Raw genomic sequence first — 15,794 nt, 5'->3', positions numbered from 1 at the left:
GCGCATTCGAGTTTCCGCAATCACCCACCGTGGCCTCGAACGATCAGGCAACGAGGACTGCATCGGCTGGAATGGATGGTCGATGAGAGGCCCTCAACCCGGCCTTCTGATATCCGAGTTCGATATCACGGCACCGACGGCGATCGTCGTCTGCGACGGAATGGGCGGGCACGAGGGCGGCGAAGAAGCGAGCCGTCTTGCGTGCGAGATACTCACCGATCCCGAGGCATTCACCGGTGTCGACGGGGTCGCTGTGTTGGACCGAGGCGCGGTGCTGGACCAACTGGGAACGATGCTTCAGAACGCGTCGGACGCCATCAATGACGTCGGTGACGCCCGTCCGGAACTCGCGGGAATGGGGTGCACCGTAGTCGGTGTCGTCGTCGACCCAGCTGGCCACTCCGTGGTGTTCAACGTCGGCGACTCGAGGTGCTATCAGGTGGACGGACGATATCTGACCCAACTCAGCGTGGACCACAGACAGGCTGGGTCCAACGTCCTGCAACAGGCCCTCGGTGGGGGGAAGCGGTTGATACTCGAACCCGATTTCTTCGAGTCACCCCTTCCGCCGTCCCCTGGACTACTGCTGTGCACGGACGGTCTCGACGACTATTCGGACCCCCACGATGTGGAACGACTCGCACTGGCCACCGGCACCGACCTCGTCACCGAACTGCGAAATCTCGCGTTGGCAGGCGGCGGCGGGGACAACGTGACCGTAGTTCAAATCGAGGCCATCGCCCCTCTGGATCATCGAGCCGACACTGCCCCGACGTCAGACGCCAACGAAATCAACGCGAACAAGGTAGGAACAGCATGGCCGATGTGACACGTCTCGACCCGATCGACGGCCCCCGAGCCCCGAAGATCAATTACACCAGGCCATCATCTCCTCGCACGCGACTGGACAACAGTTCAGCGCCGCCCACCAACCTCGATGGGGGCACGCCGACCGCATATCTGCGCGAACGGCTGCCACCGGGCCTGGATGCTCGCTTCACCATGGTCAGGCCACTCGGTGACGGTGCCGAGGCATCTGTGTGGTTGTGCACGGATGAGAAGGGCAACGAGGTAGCCGTCAAGCTCTACCGCCACGAGCCCAAATATGCTCTTGAATTCGGTTCGGAACAGTACCGCACCCACTTCCCGCCCGAGGTCGCGGTTCAGCTGCTCGAAGCACCGGGTATGGATCATGGAGTGCACTACGAACTCATGGAACTGTGCCGCTTCGGCACCTTGGAGTCGTATTTGGCCGACCGCGGCGGGTTCGGTACCAACAAACATGCGGTGGAGATACTGACCCAGATTGCCGATGCGATCCACGGCATGCAAGGAACTGCGGGCTCCAACCGACTTGTTCACGGAGACATCAAGCCCAAAAACATCCTCGTGCGCACCGATATCCCGCTCGACCTGGTGCTCGCTGATTTCGGATTGACGGTCGATCTCGGTGACCGGTCCAGGCTCACCAACCTCGGTCTCGGCACGATCGCCTTCAATGCACCCGAACTCATGAGGTACAAGACAACTGCCGCCGACTGGTGGAGCCTCGGCATGGTGATGTATCAGGTACTGCTGGGGCGGGGGTACTTCCAGCTGGACAACGGTTCCTGGATCGACAATCGCACCATCGAGAGCCACCTGCTGTCCCGTGATGTATCTCTGTCGGAGCTCGATGACAGCAAGGTGCGTCCCGAGCATCTGAAGCGCTGGCGGATGTTGTTGGCGGGCCTGCTGACTCGTGACCCGGATGTTCGTTGGGGAATGCCTGAGATCAAGTCGTGGCTGGACAACAAGTCGCCGAAAGTCCACCGACCCCTCGACGACGCCGCACGCGGAGACGAACCCGCCGTCGGTCAGCCGGCCGTGCACCTGGCGTCCACCTCCTATGCACTGCCAGGGGTCGGAGAATTCTTCGATGCGGCAAAACTCGGCGCTGCCATGTCGTCGAATCCCGAGGTTGCCGCTCGGTCTCTGGCGGGCAAGGGACGCCAGCGTCTTATCGACTGGTTGACGGGTTCTGCTCGGACCGGCGAAACCTACTCCGAGGTGTCCTCCCATGGCAGCAAGTGGGGGCCCGATGAGTTGGTTCCCTACTTCGTGGCGCGCCTCGCACCCGCTGCTGATCTTATCTACCAGAGCTGCAACATCAGCTCGCCGAGCCGGCTACGAAAACTGGCCGACAGCAATGGAAACGACGATGCAATCGAAAAGCTCTACGATCACGACCTTCTGGGTTGCATCAATTCGGGCAAGTCCAGAGCCTCGTACAAGATGATCGACGCGAACTGGCATGACATCGCCGAGCAGGCCATCGCGCTTGCGCGGTCGAAGAACATCCCTCTCGAGAGCTCGGCTCGCAGTCACATCATTCGCCAGAGCCTACTTATTGCCGCGTCCGACGACGCCGTGGTGGACGAGTTCGTACGCCAGGTTCGGTCACGTATCGACGGGCCGCAGTTCGAGTTTGCGGGCGAAACTCCGTGGTTCGCTCGACTGCGAAGTGAGGCACAGTTGTGACTACGCGTTCCAATGACACTTTGGCTGCTGTCGTACTCGCGGACGCGACGGTCGAACTCGCCCAGCAGCAGGCTGCTTCCGCTCGCGCTCAGGTTGCCGCGAACGACCTGGCGGAAGTTCAACGGCTCCAAGAGATCGAACGAACTCGGCTCGCCGGGATCGAAGCGACCCAGCGGCAGCAGGCCAACCGAAGGCGAGGTACGGACTTTTCGGCGATTACGCTCGCAGGCGGTGCCGCCGTCACCGTTCTCGGTCCCTACCTGCTAGGTCACTTCGTGCTGCGTAAGACCCCACTCCTCGTACCGGACCCTGCAGTATACGACGAACGGGCGCGAGGTTTGGGGGATCACTTTCTGCCTGACTATCTCGGTGGTCTGGCGGTTGTCGTGGCCGTGCTTGCAGTGTTCTTGCTTGTGCGGCCGTGGGCGTTCCGGCAGCCCTCTGTGATTCTCGGGTGGGTTCTGGCGGTAGCACTGATCGCGATCCTGATTCCGACAACCATGTCGCAATGGGACGACGCGGAGGCCAAAACCGTCGCGTCGCTCCGGGAGACCTCGTATCCGTTCGCGGAAGAGTACATCGATTGCTACAGCTGGGATTTCGACTCCGAGAACGGTGCGTCGCAGCGCGAATTGTGGCAGGTGCATCTCGGGCGTACCCGCGGCACCGACGTGGACGGGTGCAATCGAATCAATGTCTATCGAGGTTGGATCTTCGTCGGCTCATTCGATCTCGGCAACGGCGACACTTTCACAGGCGATATCGTGGTGAACATGCCAGACTGGACCGAGCCCTTGATCACCAGCGGCTCCACCAGCGTGTACCAGATCTCGCGCGAACCCATGAACCCTCTTGCTGTCGGTGTGGATCTGACCACCGAATTCGGCGGTCACATCAGATTCACACTCGACGGTGCGGCCAACAATCTGTTCACCGTCGCGTGATACGCCCACCCGACCGAGCCGAGACACTTTGCGGTAAAGCTTAATTGACAACCGAAAGCCCTCACCGAGTGCGGTGAGGGCTTCGTGATCGATCGTGTATTGCTCCGGCGTTACTTCCAGAACCCGCCGTGCTCGTTGCACTGTGAACCGGTGTTGTTGCATTTGCTGCATGTGAGCTTGCCTGCCAGGCCGCTTGCCCGTCCTCCATTGCACGAGCTGCATTCATGGACCGGGCGAAAACACTTCTTGCACTGACTCATGTTGAATTCCTTCGCGTTGTGGCCTGGACGAATACAGAGCTTCGCATGCTTCACCGCAACCATCAATCGTTTGAACGCACTACAATTCCCGTTGCGCGGCAAAGCATTAAGGCGATTGAACGACTTTCGCGCCTGCCTCTTCTCGGTCATGATTTGCCGATCGAGAAGAGATCGACCAATCGAGAGGCAGCCGTTCATCATGGGGTATCTGTACGGATTTTTCATTTTCGCGATTGCGTATTTCATCAGCGCATGGATCCTGACGGGCATAGCCAAGCGTCAGATTCGTGCGACCTTCACCGGTATCACGCCTCGGGATATCGAGCAGGCGATGGCGAACGCGGGCGTCTTCAAAGGCTGGGTCAAAGTGAATGGAGAAGGGCAGATCAACCAGCGGCTCGGATTTCTCCGAGGTGGCCGGAAGGACCGCCCCGTGATGTCCTTCTCCATCGAACCCGAAGATGACGCGGTCGTTCTTCAGATCTGGCTGTCCGAATGGATCGCAGTATGGGGTGCGATCGAGGTCGCTCACACCGTGCAGTTCCTGATGAAACGACGCAAAGCATTCGACGCCGTTGCCGCCCTCGAGCTCGAACGCACAACGGCGTGACGGTCTGCTCGAGAACAGCACACAGAGGGCTTCTGTCCCCGACAAGCTGACCAGTACGGGGTCAACCGGATTCGAGGCTGCGACGATGACACTTCCGAATACGACTATCGAGGGACAACGGCACCCACGATCGAATCGACGCAATCGTCTGGTCTGACGGACAATGTGCGGGCTTCGACTCCGACATTCGGTGCGACTTCGACATCCGGGTACAAATACGTTGGGCATCATCGCTCTGCCCTTCGTACCGAGCTCGTTGCGCGGTGGCGCCACCGCGCATCATCTGTGTCGACACGACTGTGCTCCAATAAGAACCTCAGTCGACGGTGATTCCGAAATCCTCCGCCACACCGCGTAAGCCGGCTGCGTACCCTTGGCCGACTGCTCGGAACTTCCACCCACCGTTGCGCTGGTACATCTCACCGACGATGAGGGCTGTCTCGGTGCTCAACCCTGTGATCGGGAACGATATGACGTTCGCTCCCGAATCCGAGTCGACCACGACCGCACATAGTCCCTGTAGTGCGGAGAATGTTCTCCCGTCGAGAGAACCCACGACGACGATGGTGTCCGCGTAAGAAGTTGCCGTAGTCAGATCCATTGCTACACAGTCGTTCACTGTCGCAATGCCCGTCGACCTCTCGTGCCGGACCGAACACTTGTCATGGCGTGGCTGGTTGTAGAAGACGAAATCCGAATCGGATCGCACTCGTCCGTTGTTCGCCAACAACAATGCGGATGTATCCAATGTGGCTCCGGCGGGGCCGGTGTCCCACCGCAGCTCCACGCGCACACGGTGCGCGGACATTGCACAATTCGCGCCACGGGTCAGCACCACTGCCGCGATCGGCTGGTGTTCGTACTCCGAAACGGGGATGCTCTCGGCCGGTGGATCCGCCACGCCTCGAGATGGCGGGTTCACGCTCGCGCCCGAAATGACACTCAGCCCCTCGGACACGCGGTCAGCGGCCACTTTGATATCGGCCAGCGACGGAAGGCCAGGACCCCGCAGCCTCTCGATCAGTACGATCTGCTCGTACGCCAGCGCGACCTCGCACGAGTGGAACGTGAAACGTGTCAGTTCTTGCGGGATTCGACCCGCCACAGGTTCACCGATAACAGCGAAGACCGTGTGTGAGCCGTCCCACGGCGCGAGATGGACGGCGAAACGGCCGCCCTGACCATCGGCGAACTCTCTCGAGAAGGCGTCCCCACTTATTTTCGTCCATCCGTCAGCGATCAACTGCGCTCGGTGATCCCACGACAGTTCGAGCGGATCGCAGCCGACGGGCGCGAGCTCGTGTAGCCCAGGTAGGTGCCAAACCCGCCTGATAACGGACCGACCGAAAATTTTTGCGAACGTGGCGGGGACGACCGAGCCACGGGCGATCGCCGTCGACCACGGTGGCCCCACCCCCAAGACCGGGTAGATGATCTCGTGAAGAATACGATTTCCATCAACGTTCGGGGCGACGGGCACGACGATTGCAGAGCCGTCGACACCATCGATTCCGAACCAGTACGAATTCGGCAGGTCTGGAAACGCACCGAGGAGACCGCTTTCGGTGGTCGTCTCCGAGAAGATCGGTGCGGCTCTAGACGTGGCAAGGAAGCAATCGAAAACGTTCCCGGGGCCGTACACGATTACACTGACGCCGACGCTACTGATCAAATTGAATGCCGTTCGAACCGGATCCAACTCGTCGCCGCCGGGGTCGGACAGAGCAACCGTTTCAGGGCTGTCCGGCGACATCATCGGCAGTCCGTCCGGCGCGGTATCGCCGGTTGCGGCAACCTGCCCCTCGTCGATCATCTTATTGATGACGTTGCGGACTTTTTCGCTTGTCAGTAGCTCCCCGATATTGTTCGACACCGCCACGCCTTTGGCTCCCGCGTGCGTGAAGTAGTCCCAGATCTCATCTCGTGTGGGCCCGGGCCTCTCAAGAATTGCCTCGATCGCCGCAACTCTGTCAGGAAGATTCTCGCAGGCGATGGATTTGCAGATGTTTGTCAGTGCGCCGACGACCTTAGCGGTGTCGATGCGCCTCGAGTCACGACCACTCTCCGAGATCAGGGCGTCAGCGAGGGCCGCAAAACTCGGCCGCGCAGTCTGGTGCGCCTGCCAATTCGGCAGTGGAACAATCTTTTCCGAAGTCCAGTCGATGACAGTGCGCTGCCGCGTGAATATTCCCATGATGGCGTCTTTCTTTCTGTCGACACCATTTTCAAGGTGCCGATCTCAAGCGCTGATGCTGCTGCGCTACTCCCAGTAGCCATCGCGTGTGTTGCACAAGACACCGACGTTGCTGCACCTAGGACGGGTGACACGTTCACCGAAATCGCTGCCGCCTCCGGGATAACCGTGGAGACGCTTGCAGCACGTCTTGCGTTCCAGGGCGTACTCCCATCTCAGCGGTTTCCATACGAATCGCACAGTACAGAGATGTTCGACCCTCCGAAATAGACTGTTCAGACGAATTCTGGTACACGCTTGCTGGCACCGCCTCGCTCTTGTCGGCCCGAGGAGCCATAGCGACACAAATCTCGTAGGATGGCTAGCAACCCTTTGCAGGCCCGCAGGACCGCGACGAATATGTTTCAATCCCAGACTGTGAACCCGCCGCCAGCCACACTGACAGCCTTGAAGCCTTGAGGCGCAGCGACCGTCCACGCCTCGAAATCAGGATCGAGAAGCACTGTCAGGCTCGCACCATCGGCGAATCGATCCGCAGGTCGCCGTTATTGGAAGCGTACGCACGGACGACTCCCTGCCCTCGAGACGCCTGACGGAGATGTGCTCGGAGAGCGTTGCGTCCGGCGCATCTCGGAACACTTCGGGCCCGGGCGTGTGGAGATCAAAACTCGATTCGCTTTCGCAGCGCGCAACTTTGATTCGTTTGCAGCGCGAGGGAGAACCCGAACTCCAGGGACACAATCATTTGGCCTGCCAGCGGCAGGTACACCCGCTACCAACCTTTCGGAACTGAAGTCGAGCCCCGACGAACGTCTCACCGTGTGTTGACCCGTCGAACACCTCCCTGTTGGACGCAGCAGCGCCGCGCGCGGTTCCACTCGGCTGACATTGGAGAGCCCCATTGCGTGACGCTGTCTGTCCGTCGCCCCTCTCCCCTACTCCCCTTGCGCGCGCCTGCGGTCCTCCGAACTGAAAGCCGATACCGAACACGCATCGACACCGGCCGAGCGCTTCCGATGCTGGTAGTCCGCCACCGAATCGAAGGCTGCCGTCACACCGACCGACGTCGAGACGTACGTCATCGACTTGTCCCGTTGAAAGCCCAGATCGGCACCCACCTCGACGGCGTCGATGTTCGATCCCAGGAACACGAAGTCCCAGCTGTACTCGGCCTCCCGCCGCTGAATCAGCTTCCGCACAGCAGAATTGGTCCACTCCCGGCTCGCATTCTCGTGACCGTCGGTCATCACGAGCACCGTCACCGAGCCGGGACGCTCGTCCTCCGGCATCGTGGCCAGCCCGGTGCCGACCTCGCTGACGAGCCGGCCGATCGCGTCGTACAACGCGGTGCTGCCCCGCGGCTCGAGTACGAGCGGGGCGACGTCCTCGATGGGCGTGTTGTCGTAGACCAGCTCGTACCGGTCGTCGAACTGCGCGAGCGTGACCACGGTCCGACCGTCAGCCTCGCGCTCCTTGGCGACGAACGAGTCGAATCCGCCGCGGGTGTCGTCGGCGATGGAAAGCATCGAGCCGGACCGGTCGGGCAGTGCGGCGACAAGGGACAACTGAGGGTTGGTCATAGTTTCCTCCTTCAGGTCGCAGCCGAAACTGCAACGAGTGAAATAGATTCGGAGAGAGCGCAAGTGCTGTTCGCGGCGATCACCGGAGGGTGACCGTCATGCCGCCCGAGAACGCCGAATCGTGCAGCTCGATCTCGGCAGGCACGGTCCCGACGGGGACATCGAACACGACGGTCGTGTCCAGCGCGTTGCCCGGGTTGATCTGTTCGTAGCCGATGCCCTCATCGAGGTAGGCAGTCGCGAGGCTGTCGACCGAGTACTGCTTGCCGTCCGCGTCCAGCAACTTCTGCGAGGACGCGTCCAAGCTCTGCGCACGATCGCCGATGTTGCGTACGGACATCTTCACCTGGACGAACTCACCCTGAGCGGTCTGCGTCAGATACTCCGAGCCGACCGTCGCGACGGGTGCTGCGACCGCGGTGACGACGAACTCGAACTTGCCGTCGCGCACTGGGACGCCGATTCCCGGCTGAGTCGGCTCGGCAGGGGCCGCAGTAGCTGCTTCTTCCGACGACGGGGATCCGGCCGGCGCGGGAGCTGTCGGGCTCTCCGACGAACCACCACCGATGAGCCGAATGAGGACACCCAACACGACGACCGCCAGGATGACGGTCAAGATCTTGTGTCGGGCAAACCAACTCTTCTTCTGCTCGGGAGCGGGCGGGGCGTACGGCTGCTGCTGGGGGTTCGGGTTGTGGTTGGTCATGTCGTAATTCCTCTCGTTCGGCGATGCATCAACCACACCGCAGTCGGCCCTGTCCGCGCCTCGGCTTACCGGTCGGTGCCCCTCCTCCTTTCGGTCGCATCCGATCGGACATGCGGGCCGTTCGGACGATTCATCGTGTCGGTGCTCGGCCGTACGCTTCTGTTCGTGAGCACCCACCGGACAGGCACCCTGCGCCGCAAAGCCTGGACTACGGCGGCGGTGGCCTTCAGCCTGTTCTGCTCGTTGATGACCGCCGGGTTGGCGGGCTCATCCGGGACGCCCGGGTGGAACCTGGGCCTCGGAGTCACGCTCAACCTGATCGCCGGCGTCGCCTTGATCTGGCGACACGAGCGGCCATGGATCGTTCTGGGTCTGGCGTTGGCCGGGCCGCTGTTCTTCGCAACCGATGCGACGGCAGCGTTGATCGCCCTGTTTGCCGTCGGTGCGTTCGCGCGCACCAAGCCGCTGGCGGCCGCTGCCGTCGCGGTGTACGTCGCGTGCGGGGTGTCGTTGACGTACGACGCGCATCGCAGTCGGTACTACTCCGTGCTGACCCTCGGTTCGGCGAAGGCCGAGGACGGATCCATGCCGGTGGAGTGGGACGTCCCGGCGTGGATTCCGTGGGTCGTCGCGGCAGTGCTCGTCGGGTTGGTCGTGGGTGGAGCGGTGCTGCGACGCACACGATCCGACCTGACGGAGGCTGTGGTCACGCGAGACAAGGTGACGGTGGAGTCCAACGCTCTTCGTGAGGAGATGCTGCTGAATGCGGAACGCGCGCGCATCGCCCGCGACATGCACGACACCCTCGCTGCCAGCGTCAGTCGCATCTCGTTGTTCGCAGGCGGAATGCAAGTCAACAGCACCGATGGACCCGAGAAGGTAGCCCAAACTGCGTCGCTGATTCGGCAGACCGCCCACGATGCGCTCGACGAGCTCAAGCGCATCATCGGCGTGCTGCGCGGATCGGCCGATGCCTCGGGCGGTGGTCGGCAAAGCGTCGAGGGCATCTCGGATCTGGTGCACTCGGCACGGGACGCGGGCTTGCACACGTCGCTGATGCTCGATGTGACGCCCGGTGAAATCGGCGCTGCGAGCAGTCATGTGGTGTATCGGGTGGTGCAGGAATCGCTCACCAATGCGCAGAAGCATGCCGCCGGTTCGACGATTCGGGTGGCGGTGCACGGGTCCGATCAGGCTGGCCTTCGCGTGGACGTACGCAATCAGCTGATGGGACAACCGGCGTTTGCGCATGGGTCGGGTGCGGGGTTGACCGGACTGGCCGAACAAGTCCGCGGGGTGGGCGGCACGTTTGCTGCCGGCGCTCAGCCGGGCGAATTCGTGGTCTCGTGCTGGCTGCCGTGGTACTCCTGACGGGCAGTGTCGGAGTCGCGTTCTAAGCTCAGCGAACCATGACAGCGCCAGCCGTGATCACCGTTCTGATCGTCGACGACGATCCCTTCGTTCGACGTGGCGCGACCGACATCTTCGCGAAGACCCCGGACATTTCGGTAGTGGCGGATGTGGAGGACGGTGACCAGGTGCCTGCTGCGGTGGCGGCGTTCCGGCCGCACGTGGTGCTGATGGATCTTCAGATGAGACGGGTCGGCGGATTGGATTGCACCCGCGAGTTGATGACGCTCGCCCATCCCCCGAAGGTTATTGCGATGACGGCGATGGATGTGGACGATCTGGTAGTCCGGGCCATCGAGGCGGGGGCGCACAGCTTCTTGAGCAAGAGTGAAGCACCCGAGACGTTCCATCAGTCGGTTCGAGCGGTGGCATCGGGCAATACGTTGTTCAGTGAGGATTCGCTGCGGAAGATTGTGGCAACGTCGGTATTGCCGGCGGCGTCGACATCCGTGTCGATGGATGCGCTGAGCCCGCGGGAACGAGATGTGCTGCGCATCTTGGCTACTGGCTCGACCAATGCGGACATCTCCTTCGAGCTATACCTCAGCGAGACGACGGTGAAGACCCATATCTCCGGGATCTTCGTGAAACTCGGTGTGCGAAATCGAGTTGAGGAGGCACTGGCGGCATTTCGAGCGGGAATGGTCACGTGAGCGAATCGAGCTAACATCGCCGGCCGCCTGACTTCAAACTGCCGTAGAACAGAATGCACCGCCGGATCAGAAGCCAGTCTCGTGCAGTATGCATGTCGACAATGAACGGACACAGTTAAAGCGCGAGGCATCTAATACGGCACCTGCACGCAACTCCAGGCCGAGATTTCCAGACGATCTGCTCCAATTTGTCTGCGGCAGTCGCCAGGATCGACAGCACCTCAGCAGAGGAAACGCGAGTTCAGACAAACGGCCAGAAAATGGCACACTACGGGAGAAGACGCGGTAGGATCATCGAATGGAATCGGAAGAGTTCCTCAAAAGGGCCGCCCAACAAGCAACAACACAAGAAGTAACAACGTCCATTCGAGAGTTTCTTGCCCCATGGGGCGCTAAGCGTCGCGGAGTTTGGGTACTTAAAAAGATCAATGACGACCTGACTCGTCATGGCCTGACCACTTCCCCCCCCATTCGAAACGGGCTGGATCGACAGTCAGATAAAGGTGCTTCTTAAACAAGAGCACCAGAACACAGAAAACAGTCCGGTAGGTTCACCGATCGCACCAATTGCGCCACAGATTAACTCGCTTCGAGTGTCGAGTCTTGAGTCTGCGAACCGCGGCTTGATCTCAGTTAGCAAAAGCGATTCGCTCAGGAAAGCACAATCCTTGATGATTCGGCACGACTACTCCCAATTAGCAGTAATCGAGGGCGGCAGAAAGCTCGAGGGAGCGATTAGCTGGGAATCCATCGCTAAGGCCACAGTCCACTCGCCTGAGGCAGATCTTAGATTATGCATTTCTACGGCCGAGTCCGTCTCATTAGACGACGATTTACTAAGCCAAATCCCACGTATCATCGATTCTGGCTATCTATTTGTACGGGACGTTGAAAATCGAATTTGCGGAATAGTAACGACCGCCGATCTGAGTGAAGCATTTCAAATCTTGGCAGGCCCATTTCTGCTTGCCGGCGAGGCCGAACGTCACCTCCGACAGATCGTCAATACTCACTTCACCACGACAGATATCGAAGACTCGAAAAATCCCAATGATCCTGGTCGCGAAGCAATATCGGCTGAAGATTTAACTCTCGGAGAGATCCAAAGACTAATTGAGCGTCCCACGAATTGGGATCGTATCAATTGGTATGTGGACCGCAACGTTTTCCTTGAGGCACTGCAGAGCCTCAGGGAACTTAGGAACGAGATCATGCATTTCAGCCCGGACCCGCCAGAACCCGAAGTGCTTACACAAGCTCAGAATTTCCTGAAATGGTTAAAGCTTCTGAATAAGGATGTCAAATAGATCGACCTAAGAGGTGAGTGCCATCTCAAGCCGTTGACTCATTTTAGAGTCTTTGACGTCTAAATTGCCACACCGGCCTCGATGACAATGTCGATGGACATGATGCGTCCGCGGGGTCCAGATGTGTTCCGCATTTTGCCTACTGGTTCAACCAACGCGGACATCTCCTCAGAGCTGTACCTCAGTGAGACGACGGTGAAGACCCATATCTCTAAAATATTCATCGAACTCGGTTGTGCGCACTCGAGTTGGCGGCGGCATTAGCTGCCTTCCGGGCAGGAATAGTCACGTGATGCAAAAACGCCTATATTCGGGGGTATTACAACATCGATCAGAAGCATCGGAAACACCTACGATAACGCGTTGACGTAGAGCTCAATTAGATCATTTGTGACGGAGGCAGCATTGACGCGTTGCCGTTTCTGATCGGACCCAAGAAGACAACTGACGATGTCGAGTTCGCAACTATGTGATGTGTCGACTGGTTTAACCAACGCCACTTACACGGCGCACTGGACCTCACCTAGGCTTAGCGCGCTGCCCAAATGCACCCACAACAAGAGTACGATTGCTAGATTTCAATATTAGCCAGAAGCGGATTTAAAACGTCGTCAGACCGTCGGTCACCCAGCTGAGACCATTAGTTTGAGTTTAGTCAAGATTAGTTAGTCCGTCTCCGATTTTGAGCCAACCCACCCGCACCGACTAAGGGCCAGCCTGAGACCTAAGCCGGAGCCGGTCAAGCTGACAGCCCTCAACCCGACAGCCACCGTTTACCCGGCGGAGCTCTTTTCGGGAATCTCAATTGTCCAAGAACTTTGGTCGAGATAATGCGCTAGAAACTTTCCATTTGTTCCGTCAACCGTCCATTCAGAAATTCCGTCGCTGAAAGTAGTCTCAGGCTTGTTCATCGATCTCACTGCCGAGGCGGCCGTTGCCGCATTCCTGAATAGCTTTCCGGAATTCTTACCTGCGACCTCCACCTCAGCAATCTGCAGTTGTCCGGTGACGGTATCCAAAGCACCTGGGACCGAATGGGAATCGACCTTCAATGTAACTCGAATGCGGCCGGCGCTATCGAACAAGGGATGGTCGGAAGGCTCGACGATGGACGCATCCGGCGAAAATTTCTGCGCGCCGGTCCCTGATATTTCGACTGCGCCGATCGTTGATCTCCCGCCCGAGGCAGGGTCGACGCTCGAAGTACCATGAGCTCGCCTGACACGCGACTCGGAAATGGACGTCGAATTGGCGGTTGCGGCGCTCGACATTGCCAGCGTGCCGAGCTTTTCCCACTTATCAAGCCCGGCCACAACAGATCTTTTTGGGATCACGATTATTTTCGACTTGGCCTTCCCTTTCTGCCCGAAAGTGGAGTTCTTTGTCGCTTCCCGGGCAACCTGCTGAAATTCAGGGGCCGTGAATATATAGAATCGATGATGATCCAAAGCACTCATGAAGACGCGAACTGCGTTGCTCGCTTGATTGAGCTCGGCTTTTGGGACAGACCACCCCTCTGCGTCGTCAGCGGCAAGACGTACTGTCCGGCGGACCCCCCGAGCGTCCAACACTTCGTATTCGTCTTTGCGAGAGCCAAGCGGACCTCTCATTGCGCCCCCTCGATTGCTGACTGCAGCATCGAACGCAACCAACACACGGCGCAGAGCCGGGCTCATATCAACGTCAGCGGCGAGCGGCATGACGTCATCGACCGAGCGCACTTCGACCGGCGCTCTATCACCAGGCGCTACTCGACCGCCCAAGCCTGTCCACAACTCCCTGATTCTGTTTGTTGTCATGTTCTCGGAAAGCAGTGCCGAGCGTGAAAACGCCTGAGCCAGGTCGCTCAGTTCTTGAGCATGCGCTCCGAGTTCCTCGAACACGTCTGCCAGCACGGACAACGCACGTATGCGCTCGATACGGGTGCCCGGGCCACCAGCACCGACAAGCGCAGAACCGACTGGCATCCACGAGATACCGTCAACGCCTTGCCTGAGCGTTTGCTCTGCGTCGATGTCTGGTAGCAATTCTCGAATCTCTTCCCAAAGGGGGAAGCCTTGATAATCATCAAAAATATCTTTGATCGCATCTACGACGGACCAGGTGTCCGGGCCCTCGATGGGGCCGCCATCGTTGAATCCGGAATCGAGCGATACATCGAGCCCTCCGTCACGTTCACTGGCTCTGAGCAAAAGCAATGAGAGAGCATCACTCTCGTTCACGTCGTTGAACTCAAGGGCAATTTCGCGTAGGAGGGCAAGGTTGGCCGCAGCAGAATCCGTCTGCGGATCCTCCATTGTCCCTCTGACATAGACCAGCGTGACAAAGGCTTCTGAAGGAGAATTTAGTTCAAATACGCGAGCCAACAGTCCCATCAATGACCGAGGTGTGCGCGGGACCGAGAGTAGGACTCCGACAGATGGAGTACTCTGCGCGGTCTTCTTCGGTTGCACGTTAGTATCGGTTCCGTCTGCTCCGTCATAGTCGAAATAGACGGCGCTCAAATCGGTATTATGCATTGCCTGCCGCAAGGTAGAAACAACGGACATTTTCGCCGTGCAGCGGCTTAGTATTGCGCGTCTGTCTCGATCCACTCCAAGCAGTGCCCGTGCAGTGCTCGTTCGAGGTCCTACGGCTGCATCCGCGTCAAGACGTCGTGCAAGCGAAAGTGCCCCCTCCGGTGAGCCATCGTCAGCATCGAGAAGTTCGGCCGTTAAGGCAGACGCCTTGTCGGTTGCGATTCGATAGTCGCGGGCCTCGCTGTCGGTAAAATCCACCCCGACAGCAACGACCACCGGAGGAGCCATCATTCGGTCTTCGACAGCTCGCAGATAGTCACAACCGTCGATGACGTCGCCGAAATACGGCTTTAGGACGCTCTCTGCCCCAAGATCAGGCCACTCATAGGCCGCCGTCAAGCCTAGCTTGTCCGTGACAGTCCCAATCTTTGTCAAATTCGCAAAGTCAGTAACCGAGAGCTGATCTACCTCATCGATTATCAGCAGACGTTCCCTCCTCGCGAACCGCAACCGTCTGTCGCCCAAAATTGATGAACGAGCCAGCAATATAGGATACGCGTCGAGCGAGCCGGTTCCTCGATCAACTTGGGCAACGATTGATGAAGGAATGCCTGTCGACAGCGCCTTAGACCATGCATCAATGTCGTGTTGATCGGGAACCACGATCAAAGCCGCGAGCCCTCGCCGTCTAGCCTCGACGATCGCAGCGAGAGCCAAATCGGTCTTACCCGCGCCGGTCACAGCCTCGACTAGGCTTGAACGGCCGCTCAACAACCATTTTTGGAGAGCTTCTACCTGCCACCTTCGCATTAGGCGGTTCAAATACAAGGCCGCACCGAACGATTCAGGTGAAGCGACGCTCCAGACTCTCGTATCGCCGACGGTCTGGAACACCAAGTGGTTGTCTACCAACGCTTGTTCGACGAAGCCGACCGACTCCCCCAGGTTTTCGGCGAGTTGGTCAGCAGACAGGGCCCCCACACGATTGAGCTCATCGAAAATCGCGGCGGCCACACCACTCATTGGGGCTCCTCTGTCGTCATTGTCCGATACCGTCATAGTGGATTAGATCAGCCGACACCGACGGAGTC

The 15,794-nt window shown here is 59.2% G+C and carries 12 protein-coding genes and 1 pseudogene; 8 read left to right on the top strand and 5 right to left on the bottom strand.

Translation table 11 applies throughout. The annotated features are described in order from the left end of the window. The first annotated feature begins 82 nt into the window (after nucleotides 1–82). From AABD04_RS07745 to AABD04_RS07730, 4 genes are all read left to right on the top strand, one after another. Nucleotides 83–829, top strand: coding sequence for a PP2C family protein-serine/threonine phosphatase (locus AABD04_RS07745; RefSeq protein ID WP_341440758.1), 747 nt, complete (start codon nucleotides 83–85; stop codon nucleotides 827–829). After that, entirely contained in the window at nucleotides 817–2,520 is a 1,704-nt protein-coding gene (locus tag AABD04_RS07740; protein WP_341440757.1) for a protein kinase domain-containing protein, read from the top strand. The genes AABD04_RS07745 and AABD04_RS07740 overlap by 13 nt, the downstream gene beginning before the upstream one ends. Nucleotides 2,521–2,540: 20 nt before the next feature. After that, a complete protein-coding gene (locus tag AABD04_RS07735; protein ID WP_341440756.1) occupies nucleotides 2,541–3,464 on the top strand; it encodes a hypothetical protein in 924 nt (307 codons plus the stop codon). A 258-nt stretch (nucleotides 3,465–3,722) separates the two neighbouring features. Further along, nucleotides 3,723–4,334 (top strand): hypothetical protein, encoded by a 612-nt coding sequence (locus AABD04_RS07730; RefSeq protein ID WP_341440755.1) that lies wholly within the window; start codon nucleotides 3,723–3,725, stop codon nucleotides 4,332–4,334. A gap of 316 nt (nucleotides 4,335–4,650) precedes the next feature. Here AABD04_RS07730 and AABD04_RS07725 read toward each other — a convergent pair whose 3' ends face one another. The 4 genes and pseudogenes from AABD04_RS07725 to AABD04_RS07715 all read right to left on the bottom strand — a co-directional run bounded on the left by AABD04_RS07725 (nucleotide 4,651) and on the right by AABD04_RS07715 (nucleotide 8,814). Beyond that, nucleotides 4,651–6,207 carry a TerD family protein gene (locus AABD04_RS07725; RefSeq protein WP_341440754.1) on the bottom strand — a complete coding sequence of 519 codons (1,557 nt, stop codon included), beginning with the start codon at nucleotides 6,205–6,207 and terminating at the stop codon, nucleotides 4,651–4,653. A gap of 725 nt (nucleotides 6,208–6,932) precedes the next feature. Then, nucleotides 6,933–7,046, bottom strand: a pseudogene (locus tag AABD04_RS25155) (DUF6188 family protein); the annotation flags it as partial. 417 nt (nucleotides 7,047–7,463) lie between these two features. Further along, a complete protein-coding gene (locus AABD04_RS07720; protein ID WP_341440753.1) occupies nucleotides 7,464–8,108 on the bottom strand; it encodes a vWA domain-containing protein in 645 nt (214 codons plus the stop codon). A gap of 79 nt (nucleotides 8,109–8,187) precedes the next feature. Beyond that, nucleotides 8,188–8,814, bottom strand: a complete 627-nt coding sequence (locus AABD04_RS07715; RefSeq protein WP_341440752.1) for a DUF4352 domain-containing protein — start codon at nucleotides 8,812–8,814, stop codon at nucleotides 8,188–8,190. A 165-nt stretch (nucleotides 8,815–8,979) separates the two neighbouring features. Between AABD04_RS07715 and AABD04_RS07710 the strand changes: the two genes are divergently transcribed. The 4 genes from AABD04_RS07710 to AABD04_RS07695 all read left to right on the top strand — a co-directional run bounded on the left by AABD04_RS07710 (nucleotide 8,980) and on the right by AABD04_RS07695 (nucleotide 12,448). Further along, nucleotides 8,980–10,185 carry a sensor histidine kinase gene (locus AABD04_RS07710; RefSeq protein WP_341440751.1) on the top strand — a complete coding sequence of 402 codons (1,206 nt, stop codon included), beginning with the start codon at nucleotides 8,980–8,982 and terminating at the stop codon, nucleotides 10,183–10,185. Between the two features lie 38 nt (nucleotides 10,186–10,223). Continuing rightward, nucleotides 10,224–10,877, top strand: coding sequence for a response regulator transcription factor (locus tag AABD04_RS07705; protein ID WP_341440750.1), 654 nt, complete (start codon nucleotides 10,224–10,226; stop codon nucleotides 10,875–10,877). Nucleotides 10,878–11,380: 503 nt separating this feature from the next. After that, nucleotides 11,381–12,184: a CBS domain-containing protein gene (locus AABD04_RS07700; protein WP_341440749.1), complete on the top strand. Its 804-nt coding sequence runs from the start codon at nucleotides 11,381–11,383 to the stop codon at nucleotides 12,182–12,184. An 81-nt stretch (nucleotides 12,185–12,265) separates the two neighbouring features. Next, on the top strand, nucleotides 12,266–12,448 hold the full coding sequence (locus AABD04_RS07695; protein WP_341440748.1) for a LuxR C-terminal-related transcriptional regulator: 183 nt from the start codon (nucleotides 12,266–12,268) through the stop codon (nucleotides 12,446–12,448). Nucleotides 12,449–12,957: 509 nt separating this feature from the next. On the opposite strand, the gene AABD04_RS07690 is transcribed toward AABD04_RS07695, so the two are convergent. Next, nucleotides 12,958–15,726 carry a DEAD/DEAH box helicase gene (locus AABD04_RS07690; RefSeq protein WP_341440747.1) on the bottom strand — a complete coding sequence of 923 codons (2,769 nt, stop codon included), beginning with the start codon at nucleotides 15,724–15,726 and terminating at the stop codon, nucleotides 12,958–12,960. Nucleotides 15,727–15,794: the final 68 nt, after the last annotated feature.

Source organism: Rhodococcoides navarretei (assembly GCF_038069675.1).
GTDB lineage: Bacteria > Actinomycetota > Actinomycetes > Mycobacteriales > Mycobacteriaceae > Rhodococcoides > Rhodococcoides navarretei.
This window is presented reverse-complemented; position numbering and strand designations above follow the sequence as displayed.

Excerpts from the sequence above, each read along its gene's own strand:
- AABD04_RS07715 (WP_341440752.1), bottom strand. The coding sequence starts at position 8,814 with ATGACCAACCACAACCCGAACCCCCAGCAGCAGCCGTACGCCCCGCCC.
- AABD04_RS07720 (WP_341440753.1), bottom strand. The coding sequence starts at position 8,108 with ATGACCAACCCTCAGTTGTCCCTTGTCGCCGCACTGCCCGACCGGTCC.
- AABD04_RS07695 (WP_341440748.1), top strand. The coding sequence starts at position 12,266 with ATGACAATGTCGATGGACATGATGCGTCCGCGGGGTCCAGATGTGTTC.
- AABD04_RS07745 (WP_341440758.1), top strand. The coding sequence starts at position 83 with ATGAGAGGCCCTCAACCCGGCCTTCTGATATCCGAGTTCGATATCACG.
- AABD04_RS07740 (WP_341440757.1), top strand. The coding sequence starts at position 817 with ATGGCCGATGTGACACGTCTCGACCCGATCGACGGCCCCCGAGCCCCG.
- AABD04_RS07690 (WP_341440747.1), bottom strand. The coding sequence starts at position 15,726 with ATGAGTGGTGTGGCCGCCGCGATTTTCGATGAGCTCAATCGTGTGGGG.
- AABD04_RS07730 (WP_341440755.1), top strand. The coding sequence starts at position 3,723 with ATGTTGAATTCCTTCGCGTTGTGGCCTGGACGAATACAGAGCTTCGCA.
- AABD04_RS07705 (WP_341440750.1), top strand. The coding sequence starts at position 10,224 with ATGACAGCGCCAGCCGTGATCACCGTTCTGATCGTCGACGACGATCCC.